17 protein-coding genes are annotated in these 22,674 nt (G+C 45.0%); 8 read left to right on the top strand and 9 right to left on the bottom strand.

The window, feature by feature from the left end:
• Positions 1–40: 40 nt before the first annotated feature.
• Positions 41–280 (bottom strand): hypothetical protein, encoded by a 240-nt coding sequence (locus tag FIU82_RS17360; protein ID WP_022943526.1) that lies wholly within the window; start codon positions 278–280, stop codon positions 41–43.
• A 356-nt stretch (positions 281–636) separates the two neighbouring features.
• Between FIU82_RS17360 and FIU82_RS17355 the strand changes: the two genes are divergently transcribed.
• The 4 genes from FIU82_RS17355 to FIU82_RS17340 all read left to right on the top strand — a co-directional run bounded on the left by FIU82_RS17355 (position 637) and on the right by FIU82_RS17340 (position 5,123).
• On the top strand, positions 637–3,063 hold the full coding sequence (locus FIU82_RS17355; RefSeq protein WP_152441930.1) for a M1 family metallopeptidase: 2,427 nt from the start codon (positions 637–639) through the stop codon (positions 3,061–3,063).
• Positions 3,063–3,551, top strand: coding sequence for a DUF6702 family protein (locus FIU82_RS17350; RefSeq protein ID WP_152441744.1), 489 nt, complete (start codon positions 3,063–3,065; stop codon positions 3,549–3,551). The genes FIU82_RS17355 and FIU82_RS17350 overlap by 1 nt, the downstream gene beginning before the upstream one ends.
• Before the next feature lie 124 nt (positions 3,552–3,675).
• The gene (locus tag FIU82_RS17345) at positions 3,676–4,395 is read left to right on the top strand and encodes an HAD family hydrolase (protein WP_152441743.1); all 720 of its coding nucleotides are present in this window, start codon (positions 3,676–3,678) and stop codon (positions 4,393–4,395) included.
• 2 nt (positions 4,396–4,397) lie between these two features.
• Positions 4,398–5,123: a YebC/PmpR family DNA-binding transcriptional regulator gene (locus FIU82_RS17340; protein ID WP_152441742.1), complete on the top strand. Its 726-nt coding sequence runs from the start codon at positions 4,398–4,400 to the stop codon at positions 5,121–5,123.
• A 57-nt stretch (positions 5,124–5,180) separates the two neighbouring features.
• Here the strand turns inward: FIU82_RS17340 and FIU82_RS17335 are convergent, their stop codons facing one another.
• Positions 5,181–7,364, bottom strand: coding sequence for a malate synthase G (locus FIU82_RS17335; protein WP_152441741.1), 2,184 nt, complete (start codon positions 7,362–7,364; stop codon positions 5,181–5,183).
• Positions 7,365–7,580: 216 nt separating this feature from the next.
• Here FIU82_RS17335 and FIU82_RS17330 point away from each other — a divergent pair, with 216 nt between their 5' ends.
• Positions 7,581–9,185, top strand: a complete 1,605-nt coding sequence (locus FIU82_RS17330) for an isocitrate lyase (protein ID WP_022943532.1) — start codon at positions 7,581–7,583, stop codon at positions 9,183–9,185.
• Positions 9,186–9,477: 292 nt separating this feature from the next.
• On the opposite strand, the gene FIU82_RS17325 is transcribed toward FIU82_RS17330, so the two are convergent.
• On the bottom strand, positions 9,478–10,074 hold the full coding sequence (locus FIU82_RS17325) for a hypothetical protein (RefSeq protein ID WP_152441740.1): 597 nt from the start codon (positions 10,072–10,074) through the stop codon (positions 9,478–9,480).
• A 50-nt stretch (positions 10,075–10,124) separates the two neighbouring features.
• The gene (locus FIU82_RS17320) at positions 10,125–11,822 is read right to left on the bottom strand and encodes a phosphate ABC transporter substrate-binding/OmpA family protein (protein WP_152441739.1); all 1,698 of its coding nucleotides are present in this window, start codon (positions 11,820–11,822) and stop codon (positions 10,125–10,127) included.
• 130 nt (positions 11,823–11,952) lie between these two features.
• Here FIU82_RS17320 and FIU82_RS18680 point away from each other — a divergent pair, with 130 nt between their 5' ends.
• A complete protein-coding gene (locus tag FIU82_RS18680) occupies positions 11,953–12,099 on the top strand; it encodes a hypothetical protein (protein WP_022943535.1) in 147 nt (48 codons plus the stop codon).
• A 9-nt stretch (positions 12,100–12,108) separates the two neighbouring features.
• On the opposite strand, the gene FIU82_RS17315 is transcribed toward FIU82_RS18680, so the two are convergent.
• The 4 genes from FIU82_RS17315 to FIU82_RS17300 all read right to left on the bottom strand — a co-directional run bounded on the left by FIU82_RS17315 (position 12,109) and on the right by FIU82_RS17300 (position 19,032).
• Positions 12,109–13,461: a DNA recombination protein RmuC gene (locus FIU82_RS17315; protein ID WP_152441738.1), complete on the bottom strand. Its 1,353-nt coding sequence runs from the start codon at positions 13,459–13,461 to the stop codon at positions 12,109–12,111.
• A gap of 170 nt (positions 13,462–13,631) precedes the next feature.
• The gene (locus tag FIU82_RS17310) at positions 13,632–16,676 is read right to left on the bottom strand and encodes a DEAD/DEAH box helicase (RefSeq protein WP_152441737.1); all 3,045 of its coding nucleotides are present in this window, start codon (positions 16,674–16,676) and stop codon (positions 13,632–13,634) included.
• Positions 16,677–16,818: 142 nt separating this feature from the next.
• Complete coding sequence (locus FIU82_RS17305; RefSeq protein ID WP_152441736.1) at positions 16,819–17,784, bottom strand: transcriptional regulator; 966 nt, start codon at positions 17,782–17,784, stop codon at positions 16,819–16,821.
• A gap of 9 nt (positions 17,785–17,793) precedes the next feature.
• Positions 17,794–19,032 carry an AAA family ATPase gene (locus FIU82_RS17300; RefSeq protein ID WP_022946896.1) on the bottom strand — a complete coding sequence of 413 codons (1,239 nt, stop codon included), beginning with the start codon at positions 19,030–19,032 and terminating at the stop codon, positions 17,794–17,796.
• Positions 19,033–19,815: 783 nt separating this feature from the next.
• Here FIU82_RS17300 and FIU82_RS17295 point away from each other — a divergent pair.
• Entirely contained in the window at positions 19,816–21,033 is a 1,218-nt protein-coding gene (locus FIU82_RS17295) for a replication protein A (protein WP_022946895.1), read from the top strand.
• A 49-nt stretch (positions 21,034–21,082) separates the two neighbouring features.
• Here the strand turns inward: FIU82_RS17295 and FIU82_RS17290 are convergent, their stop codons facing one another.
• On the bottom strand, positions 21,083–21,955 hold the full coding sequence (locus FIU82_RS17290; protein WP_152441735.1) for a DNA replication terminus site-binding protein: 873 nt from the start codon (positions 21,953–21,955) through the stop codon (positions 21,083–21,085).
• Between the two features lie 208 nt (positions 21,956–22,163).
• Here FIU82_RS17290 and FIU82_RS17285 point away from each other — a divergent pair, with 208 nt between their 5' ends.
• Positions 22,164–22,628: a low molecular weight protein-tyrosine-phosphatase gene (locus tag FIU82_RS17285; protein ID WP_152441734.1), complete on the top strand. Its 465-nt coding sequence runs from the start codon at positions 22,164–22,166 to the stop codon at positions 22,626–22,628.
• The last annotated feature ends 46 nt before the right edge of the window (positions 22,629–22,674 follow it).

Below are 22,674 nucleotides of genomic sequence, written 5' to 3'. Positions count from 1 at the left end.
CACTATAGCATGGAACAGCACGCGTTTAAGCGTGCTTGTGTCAGTGTGTTACTTGCCACCAAGTAACTATAATAACCGGTATTACTATCGCTAATGCGGTTAGAGGCAAACGCATATTTCGCTGGTATTTCGCTTTTAAACGACGAATTGCGGTGTTTTCATCACATGCTGCCACTTTATCAATGTAAAAATACCCATTGTCTAAGTATTGTTTACAATGCTGCTCATTTGCAGGAATGGCTATTAACTCGTCTTTCTTTTTGAGGACATAAAAATCCATAGCACCACCAATTTTATACCTTGCTATGTGAGCGAATTGAGTGAACTTCCTATCGCTTACTTTATGTTTCAGCCCAGTCAAAGCACGACTTGTTAGGCTGATAATCCTTGTTTTTATTGTTCACGAATTAAAAAAGTGGGGGATTCTAAAATTAATTAAAATGCAATTGCAACCTTTAATGGGAAAATCCCACGAAAAAAACTGGAAACCCCCTTTACAGATAATAGCTACAGCATTTTTTATACCACTTTTAGCATTAGATTGGTCGCGCTTGTATGCACTTCATCGCGTCTCAGTTGCAGCATTTGGCTACTTTTGCAACAGTGTCACAAATAGCAAAAAACACTGTGTTTATGATGAATAAAAATAATAAAACCTTAGTTCTGCTTGGGGCGCTCACTTTGATTAGCCAAGGGGTGATGGCCAATGTAATGCAAACCAAGGGGAATTTCGAAGATAAGTTCCGCCAACTAGACGAGTCCTTGCCTACTGCAAATAGCTACCGAAGTGCCGCTGGCGCCCCGGGGGAAAATTATTGGCAGCAGCAAGTCGATTACGATATAGACGTCACCCTAGATGAAAAAGCACGACGTTTGAGTGCCAGTCAGCGTATCGAGTACACCAATAACTCTCCGCACACCCTGCGTTACTTGTGGCTCCAGCTAGATCAAAATATATATAAGGCAGACTCAATTGCTGAGCGCAGTAAAACCTTCAAGTCTGGGCTTGAGGCTCAGCCTGTAGGTAAACCCAGTAAGCTGAGCTTGTCGGCCCTGCGACGCATGCAATTTCTCGCTGACAATGAGCCGGGGTTCGTGCTCAGCAATATCAAAGATGAGGACGGGGATGATCTCAAAGCCACAGTTGTCGACACCCTTATGCGCGTCGATTTAAACCAGCCTCTGAGACCTGGACAAAGTACCGAATTGAGCATGGACTTTGCGTTTAATATTGTTGAAGAAGACGCCGTGGGCGCTCGCAATGGCTATGAACACTTTGAAAAAGACGGCAATGACATCTTTTTGTTAGCGCAGTGGTTTCCACGTTTGGCGGCTTACACCGATTATGAAGCATGGACCAATAAGGCATTTTTAGGGCGTGGCGAATTCACCCTAGAGTTCGGTGATTATGATGTTGAAATCACCGTGCCGGCAGATCATATTGTCTCCGCGACTGGTACCCTGGATAACCCAGGCTCGGTCCTTAACCGCACCCAGCGCCAACGCTTAGAACAAGCAAAAAATGCTGAGCGTCCGGTCTTTATCGTGACCGAAGAAGAGGCCTTAGAGAACGAAAAATCAGCCACACAAGAGACCAAGACTTGGCGTTTTAAGGCCGATAATGTACGCGACTTTGCGTGGGCATCATCACGAAAATTTATGTGGGATGCGAAAGGCTATCATCAAGGTGGCGACGAACAACCGCTAGTGATGGCGATGTCGTTTTATCCAAAAGAGGGCGGCGACCTGTGGAAAAAATACTCCACCGAAGCGGTGATCCATACCATGGAGGTGTACTCGCGCTATTCATTTGATTATCCATATCCGGTCGCCCAGTCAGTAAATGGTCCTGTGGGCGGCATGGAGTACCCGATGATCACCTTCAACGGGCCACGCACGGAGTTGCGCGATGACGGCTCTCGCACTTACTCCCAAGCAGAGAAACGTTTTCTCATTGGTGTTGTTATACACGAAATTGGGCACATCTATTTCCCCATGATCGTTAATTCAGATGAGCGTCAATGGACTTGGATGGATGAGGGATTAAACAGTTTCCTTGACGGAGTTGCTGGACGCGAGTGGGATCCAGATATTCCTTGGGGAGTAGAGCCTCGCGATATTGTCGAGTACATGAAATCTGAACATCAAGTGCCGATTATGACACAATCAGACAGTGTGCTGCGCCTTGGGCCCAATGCCTACACTAAGCCAGCAGCGGCCCTTAATATTCTCCGCGAGGTAATTTTAGGGCGCGAGTTATTTGACTTTGCCTTTAAAGAATATGCCAACCGCTGGAAATACAAACGACCCACTCCCGCTGACTTTTTCCGCACCATGGAAGAAGCCTCAGGTGTCGACCTAGACTGGTTTTGGCGAGGCTGGTTCTATAGCACCGATCACGTCGATATCGCTTTAGATAAGGTATACAAGCTGCGTTTGGATACCATGAACCCAGATATCGACTTTAACCGCCTGCGTGAGATTGAGAAAAATAAGCCGACGTCATTGTTTGTTGAGCGCAATAAGCGTGAGGGCCGTGACTTGTGGATAGATAAGAACCCGGATGTACGCGACTTTTACGACAGCAACGATCGCTTCACCGTGACCAACAAAGATCGTAATGCCTACCAAAAGATGCTCAGCAAGCTAGATCCCTGGGAACGTCGCACCCTAGACAGAGCAGTAGCCGAGGACAACAACTATTACGTGATGCAATTTAGCAACGTGGGCGGCCTGGTTATGCCCATTTTACTCGAGCTTAGCTACACCGATGGCACCACAGAGCAACGTTACATTCCAGCCGAAATCTGGCGCCGTAATGCCAAACAGGTGGAAAAGCTGATAGTGACCGACAAGGGTAAAGAAATTGCCAGTATAGCCGTCGACCCGGGCTGGGAAACCGCAGATGTAGATGTGTCTAATAACTATTACCCTCGACGTATCATGGAATCGCGTATCGAGACCTACAAGCGTAAGAAGAGCAAGGCCAAGGTCAGTCGCGACATCATGCACGATATTAAAACCGAGCTCAAAGAGGCTAACGAAGAGGAACAACAGCCATAATGCGTATTATCGTGCTTTTATCGGTGCTGCTATTTAGCAGCGCCAGCTTGGCTCACCAATTAAAAAATTCGGTGACCACAGTGCTATTCAATCAACGCACTGAACATATTGAGCTGATGCATCGATTTTATCTTCATGACACAGAGCATGCCGTCGAAGACCTATTTGGCAATCAAGCTGATATGTTAAAGCATGCAAATGACCAACAAAAATTTGCCGACTATGTAGCCGAACAAGTGGCGATAACCGACCCCAACGATCAGCCTTTGCAGTTGAGCAATGTTGGCTTTGAAGTGGATGGTAAGTTTTTTTGGGTGTACCAAGAGACAGCGATGCCAAAGCAGCCGCTAAAGGGCCTGAAAATGACACACGGGGCACTACATGAACTGTGGCCTGCGCAAATTAATATGGTCAATATAGAGGGCAAAGGCAAAGTGCGAACTTTGTACTTTGAACGCCAGAACCAGTGGCATAGCGTCACCTTCTAAGCGCTTCCCCCAACCAGCGTGCACATCAGGGAAGATGTCGATGTGCGCGTTTTTTCCTGCTATGGTTGCGCTTATAGCGGTGCAAGGTCGTATCATTGCAACCATACAGTTTACAGGAAATACAATGCCAAGCAGCAAGCCTCACTCTCTTAATGGCGTCATTTTTGACATGGATGGCACATTATTCAGCTCTATACTGAATTTTGCTCGCATCCGTGAACAGCTCAACTGCCACGCTGATATCGATATTTTAGACTTTATTAGTACCTTGGATAGCGAAGGGCGGCAACGAGCAGAGCAAGTGATACTCGACCACGAACTTGCCGATGCGCAGCAATCTCAACTATTACCAGAGGTTAAGGCAGCAGTGCAAAGGCTACACCAGGCCAACATTCCGATGGCCATTGTCACCCGTAACTGTCAGCAAGCAACGGCCATCAAAGTAAAACGCAACCCTTTGCCAATTGAGCTGATTTTGACCCGTGATGATGCTCCAGCAAAACCGGACCCCAGTGCACTGCTTCACATTGCCGAACGATGGCAAATGGCACCAACCGAGCTGGTGTACGTAGGTGACTATAAATACGATATTGAAGCGGCGCGCAACGCCAATATGCGTGCTTGCTTATATGCGCCCCAAGCGCTTCCTGATTATGCACATCAAGCTGATCATATCATTCGCTGTTTCAGTGAGTTGCCTTCCCTCTTCCCAAGTTATGTTAAATATCCTCATTTAAAAAGTTTGACCAACAAAGCGGCACTTTTATGTAAACATGGCACTAGCCCAATGTGCTGCGAGTTGTTAAAATCCAGAGAGGAAATAAATTCAAACTTGAGAGATTGAAAATGGGCAGAGCGTTTGAAGTTCGTAAAAACGCCATGGCGAAAACAGCCGCGGCAAAAACAAAAGTAAACTCAAAATACGGTAAAGAGATCTACGTCGTTGCAAAAAATGGCGGTGCTGACCCAGATGCAAACCTTTCTCTACGCCGTTTGATTGATAAAGCTAAAAAAGATCAAGTACCCGCTCACGTAATTGATAAGGCGATAGAAAAAGCAGCCGGTGGTGCGGGTGAAGATTACTCTGCGGCACGTTATGAAGGGTACGGTCCAGGTAACTGCATGGTTATTGTAGACTGCCTTACTGATAACCCTAATCGAACCATTAAAGACGTACGCTTACCGTTTACCAAAACCGACTCCAAGATCGGCAACCCAGGTTGCGTTGCGCACATGTTTGATCACCTCGCCATTTTGGGTTTCGAAGGTGATGATGACGAAGAAGTGTTAGAAGCGCTAATGATGGCTGATGTTGACGTCACAGATGTCGAAGTAGAAGACGGCAAAGTATCTGTATTTGCCCCGCATACCGAATACTTCAAAGCGAAAACAGCACTTACAGAAGCATTTGCAGGCATTAACTTTGATGTTGACGAAATTACCTTTGTGCCACAAACACACATTGAAATCACCGACGAAGATGATATCGCCAACTTTGAGAAGTTTATGAACATGTTGGAAGATTGTGATGACGTACAAAATGTCTATCACAACGCCATTGTTAATAACTAATAGCGTTAATAAAAAAGCCGGCAAATATGCCGGCTTTTTTATTGCTGTAAAGGGCCTTTACATTGACGCTTGGCGTTCTTTGAACAGTCGGCGGTAATGATGCAAAAGCGGCTCGGTATAGCCATTGGGCTGTGATCTACCTTTGAAAACCAAATCTGTCGCAGCTTGAAACGCTAAGCTATCAAGCAAACTTTGTTCACTATCAGCCATATTTTTATACTGGCTATCGCCCGCATTTTGCTCATCAACTACCTTAGCCATACGCTTCATGGTTTTCAGGACTTGCTCTTCGGTGCAAATACCATGGTGTAACCAATTGGCAATATGTTGACTAGAAATCCGTAATGTCGCGCGATCTTCCATTAAGCCGACATTATTGATATCGGGCACTTTTGAACAACCAACGCCTTGCTCTACCCAACGCACAACATACCCCAAAATACCTTGAACATTATTATCGAGTTCGAGCTGAATATCTTCGCCGCTGAGTTGTTGCTGATTATCAATCGGCGGTGTGAGTAAGTCTCTAAAGGACTGCTGGCTTTGTGCTGATAATGTTTTTTGCTGCGCGAATACATCAACATCATGATAATGAAGGGCATGTAAGGTTGCGGCAGTCGGGGAGGGCACCCAGGCGGTGTTGGCACCCGATTTCACATGGCCGATTTTCTGCTCCATCATTAACGCCAATTTATCTGGCATTGGCCACATACCTTTGCCTATTTGTGCTTTACCACTTAAGCCGCATTCTAGGCCAATACTGACATTGCGTTTCTCGTAGGCATCTATCCAAGGCTGAGCTTTAATTGCCGATTTTGGCAATGCCGCACCGGCCTCCATAGCGGTATGGATCTCATCGCCGGTTCTGTCCAAAAAGCCGGTATTAATAAAGACCACTCGCTGTTTCGCTTGCGCAATACAGGCTTTCAAATTCACCGAAGTACGCCGCTCTTCATCCATAATCCCCATTTTCAAGGTATTGTTAGGAAGACCTAATAAAACCTCCACTTCACTAAATAGCTGCGCGGTGAAGGCCACTTCCTCGGGGCCGTGCATTTTAGGCTTAACGATATAAATACTCTGAGTGCGCGAGTTAGCTAACTCGGAGCGGCTGTGATATTCGGGAAGTGCGCATAAACTAGTAAAGACCGCATCCAATATGCCTTCAAATACCTCGTTACCATCGCTGTCTAGTATGGCGGGTGTTGTCATCAGGTGACCGACATTGCGAACAAACATCAAGCTTCGGCCATGAAGGGTCAGCGACGAGCCATCTAACTTAGTAAAATGTTGATCCTTATTAAGGCGTCGTGTCTGAGTTTGCCCACCTTTGGAAAATTCGCAGCTCAAGTTTCCCATCATCAGCCCAAACCAGTTACGATAAACTTGTGTTTTATCCTCGCCATCAACGGCAGCGACAGAGTCTTCACAGTCCATGATGGTGGTTAGAGCAGACTCGAGTACGATGTCTTTAATGCCAGCTTTGTCGTCGCGGCCGATGCGATTGTGTGGGTCGATAGCGATAATAAAGTGCAGGCCATGATGACAAAATAGCAGCGCAGTCGGGCGCTCCGGTTGACCCTGATAGCCAATCAACTGCGAGGGCTCAGCGAGGGTCACTTGCTGAGAGTCACCCAAGATAACCACAAGCTCGCCATTGTTTATCGCATATTCGGTACTTTCAATGTGTGAGCCGCTTTTGAGCGGTAACGCTTTATCTAGGAACTGCCGCGCATAGGCCATGACCTTAAAACCGCGCACAGGGTTGTATTGGCTCCCTTGCTCTGCGCCTTCTTCCTCACTGATCACATCGCTGCCATACAGTGCATCATATAAGGAGCCCCAACGGGCGTTGGCGGCGTTTAGGGCAAAGCGTGCATTACTCACTGGCACCACAAGCTGCGGTCCAGCCATGCGCGCGATTTCATCATCTACACCCTCGGTTTCTACGCTAACCTGCTGTGGTTGCTCTAGCAAATAACCGATGTCTTTTAGAAACTGGGTATATTCATCATGGTTATCTTTAATATTTTTCTGATAATAACCGTCAATGTGCTTCTGCAAACTATCCCGCTTCGCCAGTAATGCCTTATTGATGGGAGTAAGGCGCTGAATGATATCGGCCAAACCCGCGAACAGGCGTTCAGTATCGAGTTCAGTGTGCGGCAGGACTTGCTCAGTTATGAATTGATAAAGCTGAGCATCAATAGCCAAGCTGCTGTGAGAGATGCGCTGGGTCATGTGCGTTTCCTTTAAACGAAGAAGTTAGTCATTTCACTGTAACTGAAAAAGCGCTGATGTGAACCCAAACCCCATTCATTGAAAATATAGCCACAATAATAACTATAAATTTAATAAATCAACCCAATTCGTCCTAGGGTAAAAATACAACGCACCGAGCACTCTCACATTGGCTTTGGGGCAATTAAACAGTTACCCGTTCAAAGGATACCTATAATGACAAACTATAACGCACACATCGACACGTTAAGCAGCCTTCGTCAGAGCAACCTACCGCAGTGGCAAGGGATTAATTCGGAATATGCAGCGCGTATGCAGCTTCAAAACCGTTTCAAAACCGGTCTCGATATCGCCAAATACACCGCTAAGGTGATGCGTGAGGACATGGCCGCTTACGACGGTGATTCAAGCCAGTACACGCAATCCTTAGGTTGTTGGCATGGGTTTACCGCGCAACAGATGATGATGGCCATTAAACGTCATCAAAAAACCACTAAGCGCAGCTATGTCTATCTTAGTGGCTGGATGGTGGCAGCACTGCGCTCTGAGTTTGGTCCATTACCAGATCAAAGTATGCACGAAAAAACGGCGGTGCCTATGCTTATTGAAGAGATCTATACCTTCTTAAAACAGGCCGACGCCCGTGAACTTGATCATCTATACAAGGCACTGGACGAGGCCAAGGCCCAAGGTGGCGATGTTGCAGCTATCACCGCACAAATCGACAACTTTGAGACCCATGTGGTGCCCATTATTGCCGATATTGATGCCGGCTTTGGTAACGAGGAAGCCACCTACCTATTAGCGAAAAAAATGATAGAGGCCGGTGCCTGTGCAATTCAAATTGAAAATCAGGTATCCGATGCTAAACAGTGCGGTCACCAGGCCGGTAAGGTAACGGTGCCTCACGAGGACTTCTTGGCCAAAATCAATGCGGTTCGATATGCCTTTCTAGAGCTGGGTGTTGATGATGGCATCATCGTTGCGCGCACCGACTCATTAGGTGCGAGCTTGACCCAGAAAATTCCAGTAAGCAAGGAAGCCGGAGATCTTGCTAGCCAATACTTGAGCTTCTTAGATACTCAACCTATTTCTGGGGGGGATGATCTATTAGAAGGTGAAACAGCCATTAAGCTCAACGGTCAGCTATGTAAACCGGTGCGCTTAGATAACGGCTTATATCAGTTCCGCGCCGGTACGGAAAAAGACCGCGTAGTACTAGACTGTGTCACAAGCTTACAACATGGTGCCGATTTGCTATGGATTGAAACCGAGAAGCCGAATGTAGAGCAAATTGCGGAGCTGGTAAACCGCGTTCGCGAGCAGGTTCCTAACGCTAAATTGGTGTATAACAATTCGCCTTCATTTAACTGGACATTGAAGTTCCGTGAGCAGGTGTATAGCCAATGGCAACAAGATGGCCGCGATCTAAGTGCTTATCCAGACCCAAGCCAAGATCCTAAAGTGCTTATGGATGCGAGCCTCGATGGCTCAGAACTAGCCAAAGAAGCGGATCATCATGTGCAGAACTTCCAGCGTGACGGGGCACGTGAGGCGGGTATTTTCCATCATTTGATCACTTTACCCACCTACCACACAGCAGCGCTCAGCACCGATATTCTTGCTGAAGGGTATTTTGGCGACTTAGGTATGCTTGCCTACGTGCGCGATGTGCAACGTCAGGAGATCCGTCGAGAGCAAGCCTCAGTGAAGCACCAAGACCTAGCGGGTTCAAATATTGGTGATACCCACAAGGAGTACTTCTGCGGCGAAAACGCACTCAAGGCAGGCGGCGAAGCCAATACCATGAACCAGTTCTAAACCAAAAGGTGTGTTGCCAGTGAAAGGGCCGTTATCGGCCCTTTTTTTGGATCAGCATTTTACTCAGTGCAAACAAGGCGGTGCTCATCTCCCCAAGGGGAGCTTTATTAAAGAGGTTACTGGGCCTTTACAGCGGTATAAACCACTTTTTTACCAACTGTATTGAGCTTTATTTTTATCACAGACCACATTTTTACTAACTAAACGACAGGGACAAATCACTTTTTTACTAACTCGAGGTGTAAAAAAACCGCCTAAAAGGCGGTGCAAAACTGAGTTAACTTGCCTGTTCTTATGCTTGTTGGCGACGCAGTGGAACGACTTGAGCCCCTTCATCTACGACTTCATCCTTTGGGTCTTTTTGCTCCTCAACCAATGAATTCAAACGATCACGCACGCGCTGAGCATCACTCTGTTGCTGTGACGCAGCTTGATTTAATCGCTCACGGACAGCGTTAATACGCTCTTGTTGAGGGTCTTTAGGCACCATAGCTTCTACCGACACACCTTCTTGCGCCATCATCGCAGCTAAATCTGCAGAGGGCAGATTTAAAGCTTTAGCAGCAATCGTAAATGTCTCTTTGCAAGCAACCTGCTCAGCCAAGCTAAGCTTGGCTAAGGTGGCTTTGAGTTTGTGATAGTCTAAAAAGAGTTGTCCGAGGTGACTCTGAATCACGGATTCACTCGCATCGGTATGCGGTTTTTTAACACCCGCTATCGCGTCTTTGAGTAACCCTTCTTCGCGCATACGGTTAAGAAGCGCATCGGAAGGTAGCTTTAAGTCGGTAAAAACCTGATCTAAATTGCGTTGTACACGCATGGCTTCAACCATACTTAAGCGGGCAAAGGCGCTGGTAAGATTATAGTGATCCGTTAATATGGCAAACATATCCCCTCCTAAATCAACAACTAAAGTAGCAGCTATCGATGACAGAATAATTACAACACCCACACCTCAACGCGACGATTACGTTCACGACCTTCTTTGCTTTGGTTGTTGGCAACAGGCAAAACCTCACCAAACCCTTGGGTGTCAAAGACCGCCACACCGCGAGCGGTGAGCTCCTGCTCTACAGAACGAGCACGCTGCAAAGATAATGTTTTATTGCGCCCTGCATCCCCGGAGTTATCAGAGAACCCCATTAGTACTACGCGCTTTTGGGCATGACTTTCAAGGTAGTCGAGCAAACGCTGGAGATCGCGCTTACCTTTGTTATCCAACTGACCGCTTCCATGCTCAAAACGAAACGTCAGTGATAATCGCTGACCTTGTTTAGCATACTGCTTATATACCGTGGGCGCTTCAGTCATTGGCTGCACTTGCTCAACATGAATATTCTGCGAAATAAGACCCGTATCGGAGACTATCTCTTGCCCAGCATAAGAAATGGCATACTGAGCAAAGTTCTTGATAAACATCGATGCCGTGGTCGGTGTATACACGTAAAGTCGACGTGCTAGCGCGTAATCTTCAGTACCGATAGTAAAGCGAGTAGGGTAGATGGGCGCTGTTTGAGCTCCCTCAGAGACCGCAATTGCTTTATTGTGAAGGATGTAGTTCAGCCCTATAAAGCCGATGCCGTACTCATCTTGTGAAACCTTTTGAGATAACACTGAGCTTGACTCAAAGCGCTGGGCAAGCGGGCTTAACTGCGCCTGATGCTTTTTAAGTACTAAGTTTTTAAAGGTATCCCAGGTGCCAGACTTGGCGTCTCGAGCATATAGATTAATGGCCTCAGAAGGGCCTCCAAGCTCACGCCAATTGCTTATTTTACCGGAGAAAACCGCAGCTAATTGCTGCGTTGATAGGTGGCTGACAGGGTTATTTTGGTTAACGATAACGGCTAATCCATCAAGGCCAATAATGTGCTCATTGCCTATTTGGCTGAAATCACCAAAACGCGCTTTAAGCTTATCGACTTCTTTGCTTTTAACTTTGCGTGAAGCCATTGCTAAATCTGCTTTACCGGCTTCAATGTCTGCGAAACCAGTGCTTGAGCCATGCGCATGCAACTCGATGTAATATGGCTTGCTATCGAGCTGATAGTGCAGTTCTCTTTCGACGCTGACCTCGCCTTGACGCCAATTAAACTGCTTTGCCCCGAGCTCCTTTAGGTAGCCCTCGAGTAAGGCTGGAGCAAGCTTTTCACCAATAGTGTTGGAACCGTGAATACGAAATGCTAGTTGCGCTGGTTGTTGCTCTTTCTCTTGAGGCCTGCCATTGTCGGTAGGCTGTTGAGCTGTGGTGACTTCTGTTGGTGCCGCTGGCTTCGAGGCCATGGCGATGTCAGGCTCTTGGTTGACGTAAAAGGTATACCCTGTGGCGACGAGCGCGAGGACGACAGCTACCCCAGCAAAAATAAGTGACAGCGGCGTGGTGGTTTTATCTTTGCTGATTTGTTCGCTTGCGCCAGTACTGGGTGATGCCCCTTGCTGCTGTTGCATATCTTGCATAGCGGCTATGACGGCGCTTAACTCACTATCTCCCAATAGGCTTAATTCATTGAGTACCAGCTTCCGATAACTCTCATCAGCGATAAATTTTTCCGAAGCTATTTCGATCCCATACTTATTTTGCGCTAAGCTTTGTAATTGCTGTAGGCGTTCGATAAAGCCCTGAGAATGATGCGATGTCATAAAAACCCTAAGTCATTATTTTTTGCGCATAGCTTAGGGCTCTAAGATGACAGTTTCATGAATTGTAAAGGGGGTTTACGAACGCTGTGTGTCACCGTTATCACTTACTTCAGCCATATAGGGACGTGTTATGATGAAGATATCTGGATACTTATTTATCGCCAGCGCAATCGCTTTTGCTGGCGCCGCATTCATTGGCAATATTCTCTCTTTGTTTGCAGTATCTGCAGCCTTTATCGCTTTAGGAATTACACAAATCAGAAAAGCGCCACACTGACTCCTGTCTTTATTGAGCTTGTTGTAGCTCAAGCTCTGCCTTTTCACGTAGCTCAGCAGGTAATTCTTTTTGAACAGCAACACCTAACTCTTTGAATTCATTGGCTTGTTTTATAAGATTCCCCTTGCCGCTATAGAGTTGAGAAAAGGCTTTATCATAAGTTTCTTTGGCTTTGTCGAGCTGTTTACCTACACCGTCCATTGATACCAAAAAGCTGTTGAGTTTCGCGTAAAACCGCTCTGCACGTTTGGCCAGTTCTTGCGTATGCTTGGATTGATCTTCAAAACGCCAAAGCTGTTTTACAATATTCAAGCTGGTAAGTAAGGTTGTCGGCGTCGCAACCAAGATGTTGCGTTCAATGGCGCATTGATACAAATCAGGTTGATACTTCAGAGCTTCAACATAGGCACTTTCGATGGGCACAAACATAATCACCACTTCCGGGGAGTTCAGTTGCTCCAAACGATGATAATCTTTACTTGCAAGCTCGTTGATACGCTCGTTCATCGCCTGCACATGTTCAGCCAAGGCTTGGTGAGCTTCAATATCGCTATGGGCGTTAACGTAGCGGGTATACGCATTTAGAGACGTTTTGGCGTCGACGATAATATGGCGTTGTTGTGGCAAATAGACCACCACGTCGGGACGGAAGCGACCTTCTGGAGTATCGAAGCTCGCTTCGCGCCGATAATCCTCATTGAGGCGCAGTCCAGCACTGTCTAAGACGTTTTCTAGCATTAACTCACCCCAGTTACCCTGGGTTTTCTTTTGCCCTTGTAAGGCCGTAGAGAGACGCTCAGCTTGTTCGGTAATAGATTGATTGAGTTTTTGTAGATGTACTAACTCGGCTTTAAGTGCAGCTCGTTGTTGCAGCTCTTGCGAGTGGATATGCTCCATTTTATCTCTGAAACCTTTTAACTCGCCTTGTACTGGTTTTAATATCTGCTCCATACTCTGCTGATTAAGGCTTTTAAACTGCTGTGATTTATCCTCAAAGACTTGTTGCGCGAGCGCGCTAAATTCTTGCTTTAATTGGTCTTTAGAATCCTTTACTAACTGCAGTTGCTGCTCAAAGTGCGCTTCTTTTTGCTCTAGCGTCGCTTTCAATGACTCATAACGGCCATGAACAAGGGTTAACTTTTGCTGCAGTTGCTGCGCCTCCTGACGCTCTCGCTCTAAACGATTATCTCGTTCGCCAAGCTGCTGCTGATGATATTGCTGCTGCGCTAAAAGCTGTTGCTGTGTGTGCTCATTGCGCTTTTTATAGTGTGATACCCTGACCCCCAAGAACAAGCAAAGAGGAATAACAAAGGCGAGGGAACCTAGGCTCAGTAATGCTGTAGTGGAAAGTGACGCGAACATACCTTTCTCGCAAAAATAATGCTGTTGGCTTGATAATAGCAAATCCCAGACAAAAAAAAGCCAGCTAAATCAAAGCTGGCCAATTCATAATAATCAGGGAAATCAACATAGGGTGCTTGTCTAACAAGCATAATAATAGAGTCTGGCGACAGCCAAAAGTTCAAAAGAAATTATGCTTTTTCTTCATTTTGTAGATTAAGCATTTCAAGTAGTTGATTATCATCGATTTTTTTATCTACCAACAAACTCGTATTTAAGAACTCATCAACCAAGTGACGCTTTTTATCTGCCAAAGACATCACTTGCTGTTCCACGGAATCGGCGATAATTAACTTATACACAAAGACGGAGCGATCTTGGCCCATGCGATAAGCGCGGTCCGTTGCTTGATGCTCTACAGCGGGATTCCACCAAGGGTCGAAATGGATCACTGTATCGGCGCGGGTTAAATTTAAGCCACTGCCGCCTGCTTTAAGGCTGACTAAAAACACGCGTTTATGTCCTTGTTGAAACTCGTCCACCTGGTGCTGGCGGTCACGAGTTTGACCGGTGAGCATCGCGTAATCAATCTCTAAGTCGGTCAACTGCTTGGCAATTAAACGCAGCATTGAGGTAAATTGACTAAAGATAATGACATGATGATCCTGAGCGAGCATATGTGGTAAATGCGTGGCTAACCACTGTAGCTTCGCACTGCTGGCTTCGTGCGCGTCATCAACTAACTGCGGATGGCAACAAATTTGACGAAGTTTCAAAAGTGCATCAAGGAACTGTAACTTACTTTTCCCCACCCCCTGGTGCGCCACTAAATGGGCGAGTTTATCGTGTAAAGCGCGGTGATAATTTTGATAAACCTGAGCTTGTGCGGGTAACATATCGAGCTGTTTTACCAGCTCAGTTTTGCTAGGTAGTTCGCAGAGTACATCTGCTTTCGCTCGGCGCAGCAAATAAGGTCTTATAGCCTCTTGCAGCGCTACTAGCCCATCAGTGGCTTCGAGAAAGTTACTTTTGAACTGAGCGTCGCTGCCTAACAGTCCGGGCAAAGCGAAGTCAAATACCGATTTGAGCTCTTGCAAATTGTTTTCAAAGGGTGTGCCGCTGAGTGCGATTCGTGTTTGGGCCTGTAACTGCTTGGCCTTGATGCTTAACTGTGACTGCGCGTTTTTTATCGCCTGCGCTTCGTCTAACACCACAGTGTTAAATTGCACACCGTGATAAAACGCAAAGTCACGTTTAAATAGCGTATAGGTTGTGACAATAACATTCTTACAATTTAGCTGCTGTAATTGTGCGGTACGGTTGTGACCGATAACCACATCGACTTCCATATGCGGACAGAAGCGTTGAATTTCGTTGTACCAATTCGCGACTAAGCTCGTTGGGCACAAGACTAGGTGGGGCCTTTGGGTATTTTCTAAGGTGCTCAGGAAGGCGATAACCTGCAATGTTTTACCTAGCCCCATATCATCGGCTAATACCCCACCTAAACCTTGTGCAGCGAGCAATTGCAGCCAATTAACGCCTGAGTGTTGGTACTCTCGCAAAGTAACACTGTGATGTAACTGCGGCTTTTTCAGCGACTTCAAGGTGGCCGGAGCGAGCAACTTTTGCAACTGAGTATCCACTCGTAGCTCAAATGATTGTTCTTGTTGTAGTTGCTGATAAAGACTGCGAGGAAGCGTACAGTGCGGCTGATGTTTGCCACGAGCAAAGCGGGCAAGATACTGCCTTATACATTCAGCAGTGGCAGCAGTAATAGTGAAGTAACGTTCCTCTACTGCAATAAAGTAATGCTGTGTAGTATAGGCTGGCACCGACTGCATTTGCGCTAAGGTCAATGGATAGTCCTTAGCGCGATGGTTAATAACAAACTGCACTTCTAAGCGATGGCCGTGCAACGCATTTACCTGCGCGATAATGCGCGCTGAGTTGGTGTTCTTCACATCAGCTTTGGGAAGGCCTGTCACCGTACCGCCTAGCGCCTGCACTTGGCTATTCAATTCAAACAGCCACTGCTGTTGATGTAAGCGCGAACGCGGAATGAATAAATACTCATCTTGTAAAGGGGCTTTACATGGTTGCAATCCTAAATTTTTCAGTGCGGTTGCCGCTGGCGTTTTCTCCTTTGCCACTAGGCGGACTTTATAGGGCACCTGGGCAGTTAAAAATTGCAGATTAAAGTAAGGAGTTAACTTTTTTTTTTGATTCACCAAAGTTCTCAGGTGAAGCGTTTTCATTAGCCGTTTAGCCAGCTCATCGACTTCACTGGCTTCGGCCTGCGGAAAGCGTGCTAACGCCTGTATTTGCTCTGCACTAAGATGAGTTTGCAAAGCATGAACCTGGTGTTCCGCAGTATTAACGTAATAAGGTGGGGAGGTCGGTAATACCCGCTCGGCGTTAAAATTAGGATAATTTGCGAGCAACTGAGCAATATCCTTCTTAACCTGCCATTGATAACTAAGCGCTATAGGCTTACCCAGTTGTAACGGCTGACGCTCCTTTTCAAAAAACAGCTGAGCGTTACTCAGTAGCTGCAAAAGTGCTCTTTCACCCCACTGGGAGTGAAGGGTTAACTTGCCAGGCTGGTTTTGTGAGCGGATCCAAGAAAACAGCCGAAAGTCTTGCTCACATACCCCTTTAGGTGTCACTTGGGCGTGGCTTTGTTGTTCGGTTAACGCTCGCCCTTGGGTGTATTCATTATCTTCATTTAGTGCCGCGATTTTAGCCGTCAAAGTTAATTGCTGATGATGAGGATGTAGTTCAAAGGCAATTCCGTGATTTTGCACATCAGACGCAGAGCCATCACTTTTTATCTCATTAAACCAATCTTCGATACGGTATTGATGAGCATAATCACCTTGGCTTTGTAACTTCAACTGCAGTAACGCCGAGGCCACGTGCTTACAACGGACTTTAGCATCACAACTGCAGTGCGCTTCAACATCAGCGACTTGGGCTGTGACATTGAGACGAATCTGCTGATCGTAAGTGGTTCCATCGTCGTCCATCACTTGGGCATCGATTTGCGTGTAATCATCGTTTGCCTTTACCCACAATACTTGCTCATCTCGCAACATTTGCTGAGCACGACTATACACACCTTTGGTGAATAATCGTTTTAATGCCAATTCGGAAAGTGGAAATGTAAACTGCTGTTGCTCACTCACTTCAGCAAAAACAGCCAATAAATCCTCTTTGGTTAACGACGACGCCATGGACCTACTCGGGAACTCAAATATGCCAGTATATCGCCTTTAAAGGGAAGGAAAAAGTATGAACTAGTGAGGAATCCACAAAATAGGTACAAAGGTTTAAAAAAGTAAGCCCCGATTGGAGCTTACTTATACAGAATGATGGCTAATTAAAGCTCTCTAGCATTTTCGCCAACTGTGCAAAGCGTTTATCTGTTAGCACTTTATTATCGATTTTTATGGTTACATCACCACTTTTAGTATGCTTTTGTACACGCACAAAACCATTACCTAAATCAATATCTTGCGTACGTTTTCCAGCCTGCTCAACATCGCACAAATACTTAGTAACGGCTAATGCCGCCTTATCGTCACTGTCAAAATGCTGGTCGCTAAAATGGCTACTGCATTGTTTAACACGCTCATTAAAGCTTTCTGCGTCTTTCTCTTTGGCTTGAATCAGTTTCTTAGCGACTTCGCGACCGACGTAGTTGGCAGTAGGGTAGAGCGCCAAAACATCGTGAGGAAGGCACTCATACGCTTTTATGGCATCAGCGATAGCGGTGTGTGACACTCCCTCGAGGGCCGCTATTTCGCGATAAGAACCTTTTTTACCTTGCTGCTGTAACTCATCACGGGTATATACATATGCTTGCCCCAACTCCCACAAACTTGGCGCAATATACTGATCTGAAGAAACCGCGAGTATTTTGGCGTCCTCATCGTTGAAATCTGCAGAGCTTAATACCAAATAGTCAGCTTTTGCGAGAATACAGGCTTTACGGCGGCGAGAACCCGCAAGCACAAATAAACCGTCATCATGCTCCCAAGCCAAAGCCGGATGCTGGTTGCGTCCATCTTCTGCAATTGCGGGTAAAATGTCAGCCACAGACTTCTCTGTCAGCAGGGCCTGAACTCGGCGGTTTTTACCATAAACTTTGGTACGCTGCTCTATTTCAGCGTGGGGGATCACCTCACATGTTAAGCGAATTGTACGCTGCGGATCGCTCGGTGCGGGCATGCTAATAACATCGCCAGCTTGCGCTTGTTCTAAAAGTTGATCAAGGCTGCTATTTTCTACCGCTGTTGCGAACGGATCTATTCGAGTATCATTTTTACGTTTTTTTGCCATAACAGTGCCTTACTTAGTCGCCTCTAACTGAGACTGAGTGGACGGCCAATTAGAGCGTATTAACATCTCTAATTCATCGACCACATCTTTAATGTTTTCCTGCGCTTTTACTAGCGATTCTCTACTTGCCAAGCTATCTGATGTTTTCTGATCAAATATGGTATTGAACGATGATGAACTAGCAGTAATGGCACTGCTGTGGTTAATGGGGTAGCTCATCACCTGACGACCAAAGGCCGAGCGGACATCCTTAACAATATCTCGCTGCGAATGGTTTCCCTTGACGTAATTGGTCACCAAAAACTGCATGAAGTCCCAGCCATCGTGACCGAGCGCCGCGACAGTGTGATAGATCTCACCTAAGCGCTTGAGGTACTTATTGTTTGCGTCAAAGTCTACAGCCTCAGGATGGACCGGTATAAGCATGGAGGTTGAGGCCATTAACGCATTGTAAAACATAAAGTTAAGTGATGGAGCGGTATCAATTAGGATGATATCAAACTGATCTTTTACCGGCTCAATAACCTTTTCAAGCAATTTATGGTAATGCCGCGTTTGGTCGTAGTTGGCACTTTCGCGCAAAATAGTGGCTATTTCATGCTCAAAATAGAAGTCATCCATACCTGATGGCAGGACACGAATATTAGGGATGTGCGTTGGTAGAAACGCATCGCTGACGATTTGTTCCCAGGTTTCATTTTCTTCTAAATCGATACAATCGCGCATAAGATCGCCAACGGTAATGGGATCTGGCTCACTAGGGGGAAAGAAGCTAGAAGAGGAGCCCTGAGGGTCAAGATCGATGATACCTATTCGATATCGTTTAATGTTGGTGGTGGCCAATGCAGCAGCTATATTCACCATGCTTGTGGTTTTGCCACATCCTCCTTTTAAGGAGTTGATAACAATGACTTGCAGTTTATCGTCTTTATCACGGTGGTCGGCATCAATGCCCATGACTTCGGCCATGGCGTAGATGTTTGACAACGTATAAGCATAATGACCATTTGCACCTCGGCGTATTTCAATATGATCAAAATCGCCCTGATCATGACGTCGCTTTAAGGTTCGGTTATTACAGCCTAACAAATCGGCGGCCGCTTTTTGGGTGTATGTCCGCAGCTCTTTTTCTTCTGACTTAAGGTGAGCGCGATAATGTTGTATTCGCCCTTCTAATGACTTTTCAGCTACATCGGCGGTGGCTTTCAATAACTGATATGTTTTTAGCGCACTTTGTTTGATTGTCATACTAGCTTCCCTAAATTTGAGGCTTTAGTATAATGTCCACTACTTTACCTGTAAACATATATTTTAGACGACATTCAATTTTTTGATTGAAATTAAATCAAAGAAATTTTTTAAGAATAAATCCCTTAAGGTAATAAGTAGGATAAATAGGTTTAAATATATAGGTAGTAATAGGTTAAGGTTGCAAAATAGATAGGTAACTTACTGTTATCTAATAATAAATTTAAAATTGTTAGATCGTAATTTTACCTGGTAAAGATCTGATTCTTACTAGCTGCGAGATCATGTTTTTACTGACTTAAATTTAACCTGCCTAGTTATGCACATAATATTAAGTAGGTTATCCACAAAAAGCGCCAGTGAGATCATTATTTTACTATCTCTAATACGGAGCTTATGCACAATGAACAGTGGTTCTAAGCCTTGTCAGTCCAAAAAGATCGGATCTTTACTTGCTACAGATCAGATCCATACTAAGCGAAAACTTAGTTATACACAGTGCGTTGATGAAGAAGTGATTTTTGCTGTTTTTTTGTACCATAAACGGCGGTCCAAGAGCGAAAACCTAAATTTAGTTAGTAAAAATTCGATCTAACAGCGCTGAGCTAGTAAAATTGTGATCTCAAACAGAGAAAGTATGCCTACAGAAAGAGGCTGTTAGTAAAAAACTGATCTCAGGTAACTAACTTCAAGTTGGATCAGTTTTTTACTAACATAGACGATTAACTTTTGCAGCATTATGTGTTGATATTGCTGATAGCACCGAATAAACGGAAAATAACAATGAGCCGGAAGGTCAATATCTCGGTTGAAAATTTGCCTGATTCATTAAGAGGCCAAATTAATGGCGTCGAGAGCGCAACCGATAATGAAAATTTAGCCCTTTTTACGGACAACAAAGATGTTCGCATTTCTATTGAAAGTTCTGCGGCTCACGGATTAAGAGCATATTCTAATACATTTAACCATTACGACTTGTGGGGACGCTTTGTTCGTTCAGGCCATAAGAAGCTTCCTTTAGAAGAAGCTCCCAAGAAAACTATTATTACCCGGAGAATATCTGAAAAACTAGACGGCATCCTTTATGAAGGGGAAATAAAAATTACCCCAGCTGTTGTTAGTACCCGACAAGATGGTGAAGAAGTAGAATGTTTAGTATGGCCTTCTGACAGAGAAGAAAAAGTTGAACGCGCATTAATAAGATTGGCGTCGAAAGGTAAAATAGTAAAAATTAACTTCAAGTCTGGCATTCAATATGCGGTGATCTTTTCCATGAATGAATTGGCTCAAGAGTTAAAAGCTGTTGGTCAGTCAATGCCATATCCACAAATCAAAGAATCACTTGAAGCGTTACAAGGCTCGAAGTTGTCTTTTAAATATTCGGCAACCGACACACGCAACTCTCATATTGATGATTCTTTTTACGAGTCCAATATGAATTTTCTTTCTTCGCTGCATTTCAGCGGTAAGAAAGGGCAGGGCGGTAATGTTAAGTGCGTGGCATGTTTGAATGCATTCGTGCATAACATGATTGATAACTTGGAGTATAAGGGTTACTACTTTAACCGAGCTCAAGAATTAAAGCGCGGTTTGTCTCGATGGATGATGTTGCGTTTGTATCACTTGTGGCGTTACGCTGCGCCAGGAAAAACTTATCACTTTCGCTTAATCTCAATCATGGAGAAGTACGGCTCGATTTATGCCGACGATGAAATTACCGACAATAAACTCAAAGCCCTGCGCAGAGATATGACGACAACTATGAAAGATCTCATTGATAAGGGGGCAATATCAGATTACAGCATTTCCAATGTTAAAGATGACAACACCGGCAAGATAATTGACTACGTGTATGAAATGCATCCTTCAGATGAGTTCTGTGAAGAAATACTGACTCTGAATAAACAACATAAGCGCATTGAAATCCAGGGTGGAAAACGAATTGTTGAAAATGCCGAAGTTATTGACGAAGAACGCTTAGAGGAAATTGTCGAAAAGTAAATTCAGGCGCCAACCAACATCCCCTCAAAAAATAAGGGTGAGTAAGTGTTTACTCACCCTTTGCCAAGTAAAGACGCTCAACTAGGTACTCATACTCTCGTTTTCTAGGATCCTCTTTTAATGTGTATGAAGTTAATTCGCCTAGTTTCAAATCCGGGTTGTCATCAAAGACAATAAAAGGTAGTGCACCGCTAACATGATATCGACGTGCGTCGCTGAATCTTACATTTACCTCAGGTGTCACTCGAATAGGCCGACGAATACGTAACTTTTCGTTATGACTGAGACTGGCCACTTTTGCTTTCTCCTGTTCCACCAAACGTTGCCACAGAGTTTGGTCTATCATCCTCGGGTTTGAGTAAGCATTGCTACGCTCTAACATAGTAAGTGCTAACTTACGTGATAGAGACTTGGTCGAATGCTTTTTCATCCAAGTAAAGCGCACGGAAGAAGGGGAGTTGCCTTCATAGTGTATACGTCGATAAAACGACAACGTTTGTAGCCCTGGCACTGCGCTATGAACCGCATCAAAGCGGGCGTCGTTGTTATCGTAAGTAAGCACTAACTTTTTAAATTCCATTTTTAGCTCATTTATCTTGTCTATGTATGGAACCAGCTCAGACGCACTCTGTTTAGCTAAAACAATTAACCCTGGATGGCGGCGCGCCATTTTACTACTTAAACCTTGTTGTTTATAAAAGTCAGTGTAGGAATTGCAGATGCGTAACAATGCTTGTTGGTCATCATGAGCGGTTACTGAAATAGAGCTCAACGCTTGACGTTCGTCATCTATAGTCGGTGCGGGTAATTCAAAATATCGACTATGGTGTATGGGCTGCTTTTTAACCGCTTCGGTAAGCGCTTGTAAATAATCACCTGTTAAATCGAATATTGCTCTAAGCTGTGTTTTTACTGAACTCATAAGTCAAAACTATAACGAACACATCATACTACGGAGGATACCTGATAGATCACTTAAAGCAAATGCCCTTTGAAGAATTTTTTATAACAGAATACATAGATGTAACGGTTAAATTATAAGTACATAAAGTATGATGTGTTCATTAATTGAATTACATTAACCACTGAGGCTAAATAAAATGAATGAATCACATCCAAAGGAGTAACTAATGAAAGTCATGTTTGTATGCTTAGGAAATATATGTCGCTCGCCGACCGCCCACGGTATTGCTATTAAATTAATTCGAGATTCACAGCTAAATCAGGTAACCGTAACCAGCTCGGGGACCGCAAGCTACCATGTGGGCTCACCCCCTGATAAAAGGGCAACTGAATATGCCTTATCCAAGGGCGTAGACCTAAGCGTTCTTAGGGCACAACAGCTGCAAAAGGCAGACTTTTATGAGCAAGACCTAATACTGGTGATGGATCAAAGTAATTATGAAAATGCGCTTGCTCTAAGACCAGCTGATGCAACAGCTAAGGTTGAAAAGTTGCTGTGGTATTACCCGAACTGTCCTTTTGAGGATGTGCCAGATCCATATTATGGTGAAGATGAGGGATTTGCTCAGGTTTTCCATCTATGTGAAGTCGCAATTACCCATTTGTTAGAAGACATTTCAAAAACCCGGTGATGATGAGACAAACTAATAATCACATTATGTATGATGTGTTCATTAT

The organism is Pseudoalteromonas sp. THAF3, assembly GCF_009363775.1.
Lineage (GTDB): Bacteria > Pseudomonadota > Gammaproteobacteria > Enterobacterales > Alteromonadaceae > Pseudoalteromonas > Pseudoalteromonas ruthenica.
Note: the sequence above shows the minus strand (reverse complement) of the source record. Positions and strands in the feature narration are given on the sequence as shown.

Excerpts from the sequence above, each read along its gene's own strand:
- FIU82_RS17325 (WP_152441740.1), bottom strand. The coding sequence starts at position 10,074 with ATGTTTGCCATATTAACGGATCACTATAATCTTACCAGCGCCTTTGCC.
- FIU82_RS17300 (WP_022946896.1), bottom strand. The coding sequence starts at position 19,032 with ATGACAATCAAACAAAGTGCGCTAAAAACATATCAGTTATTGAAAGCC.
- FIU82_RS17290 (WP_152441735.1), bottom strand. The coding sequence starts at position 21,955 with ATGAGTTCAGTAAAAACACAGCTTAGAGCAATATTCGATTTAACAGGT.
- FIU82_RS17310 (WP_152441737.1), bottom strand. The coding sequence starts at position 16,676 with ATGGCGTCGTCGTTAACCAAAGAGGATTTATTGGCTGTTTTTGCTGAA.
- FIU82_RS17315 (WP_152441738.1), bottom strand. The coding sequence starts at position 13,461 with ATGTTCGCGTCACTTTCCACTACAGCATTACTGAGCCTAGGTTCCCTC.
- FIU82_RS17345 (WP_152441743.1), top strand. The coding sequence starts at position 3,676 with ATGCCAAGCAGCAAGCCTCACTCTCTTAATGGCGTCATTTTTGACATG.
- FIU82_RS17335 (WP_152441741.1), bottom strand. The coding sequence starts at position 7,364 with ATGACCCAGCGCATCTCTCACAGCAGCTTGGCTATTGATGCTCAGCTT.
- FIU82_RS17360 (WP_022943526.1), bottom strand. The coding sequence starts at position 280 with ATGGATTTTTATGTCCTCAAAAAGAAAGACGAGTTAATAGCCATTCCT.
- FIU82_RS17350 (WP_152441744.1), top strand. The coding sequence starts at position 3,063 with ATGCGTATTATCGTGCTTTTATCGGTGCTGCTATTTAGCAGCGCCAGC.
- FIU82_RS17330 (WP_022943532.1), top strand. The coding sequence starts at position 7,581 with ATGACAAACTATAACGCACACATCGACACGTTAAGCAGCCTTCGTCAG.
- FIU82_RS17305 (WP_152441736.1), bottom strand. The coding sequence starts at position 17,784 with ATGGCAAAAAAACGTAAAAATGATACTCGAATAGATCCGTTCGCAACA.
- FIU82_RS17295 (WP_022946895.1), top strand. The coding sequence starts at position 19,816 with ATGAGCCGGAAGGTCAATATCTCGGTTGAAAATTTGCCTGATTCATTA.
- FIU82_RS17285 (WP_152441734.1), top strand. The coding sequence starts at position 22,164 with ATGAAAGTCATGTTTGTATGCTTAGGAAATATATGTCGCTCGCCGACC.
- FIU82_RS18680 (WP_022943535.1), top strand. The coding sequence starts at position 11,953 with ATGATGAAGATATCTGGATACTTATTTATCGCCAGCGCAATCGCTTTT.
- FIU82_RS17340 (WP_152441742.1), top strand. The coding sequence starts at position 4,398 with ATGGGCAGAGCGTTTGAAGTTCGTAAAAACGCCATGGCGAAAACAGCC.
- FIU82_RS17320 (WP_152441739.1), bottom strand. The coding sequence starts at position 11,822 with ATGACATCGCATCATTCTCAGGGCTTTATCGAACGCCTACAGCAATTA.
- FIU82_RS17355 (WP_152441930.1), top strand. The coding sequence starts at position 637 with ATGAATAAAAATAATAAAACCTTAGTTCTGCTTGGGGCGCTCACTTTG.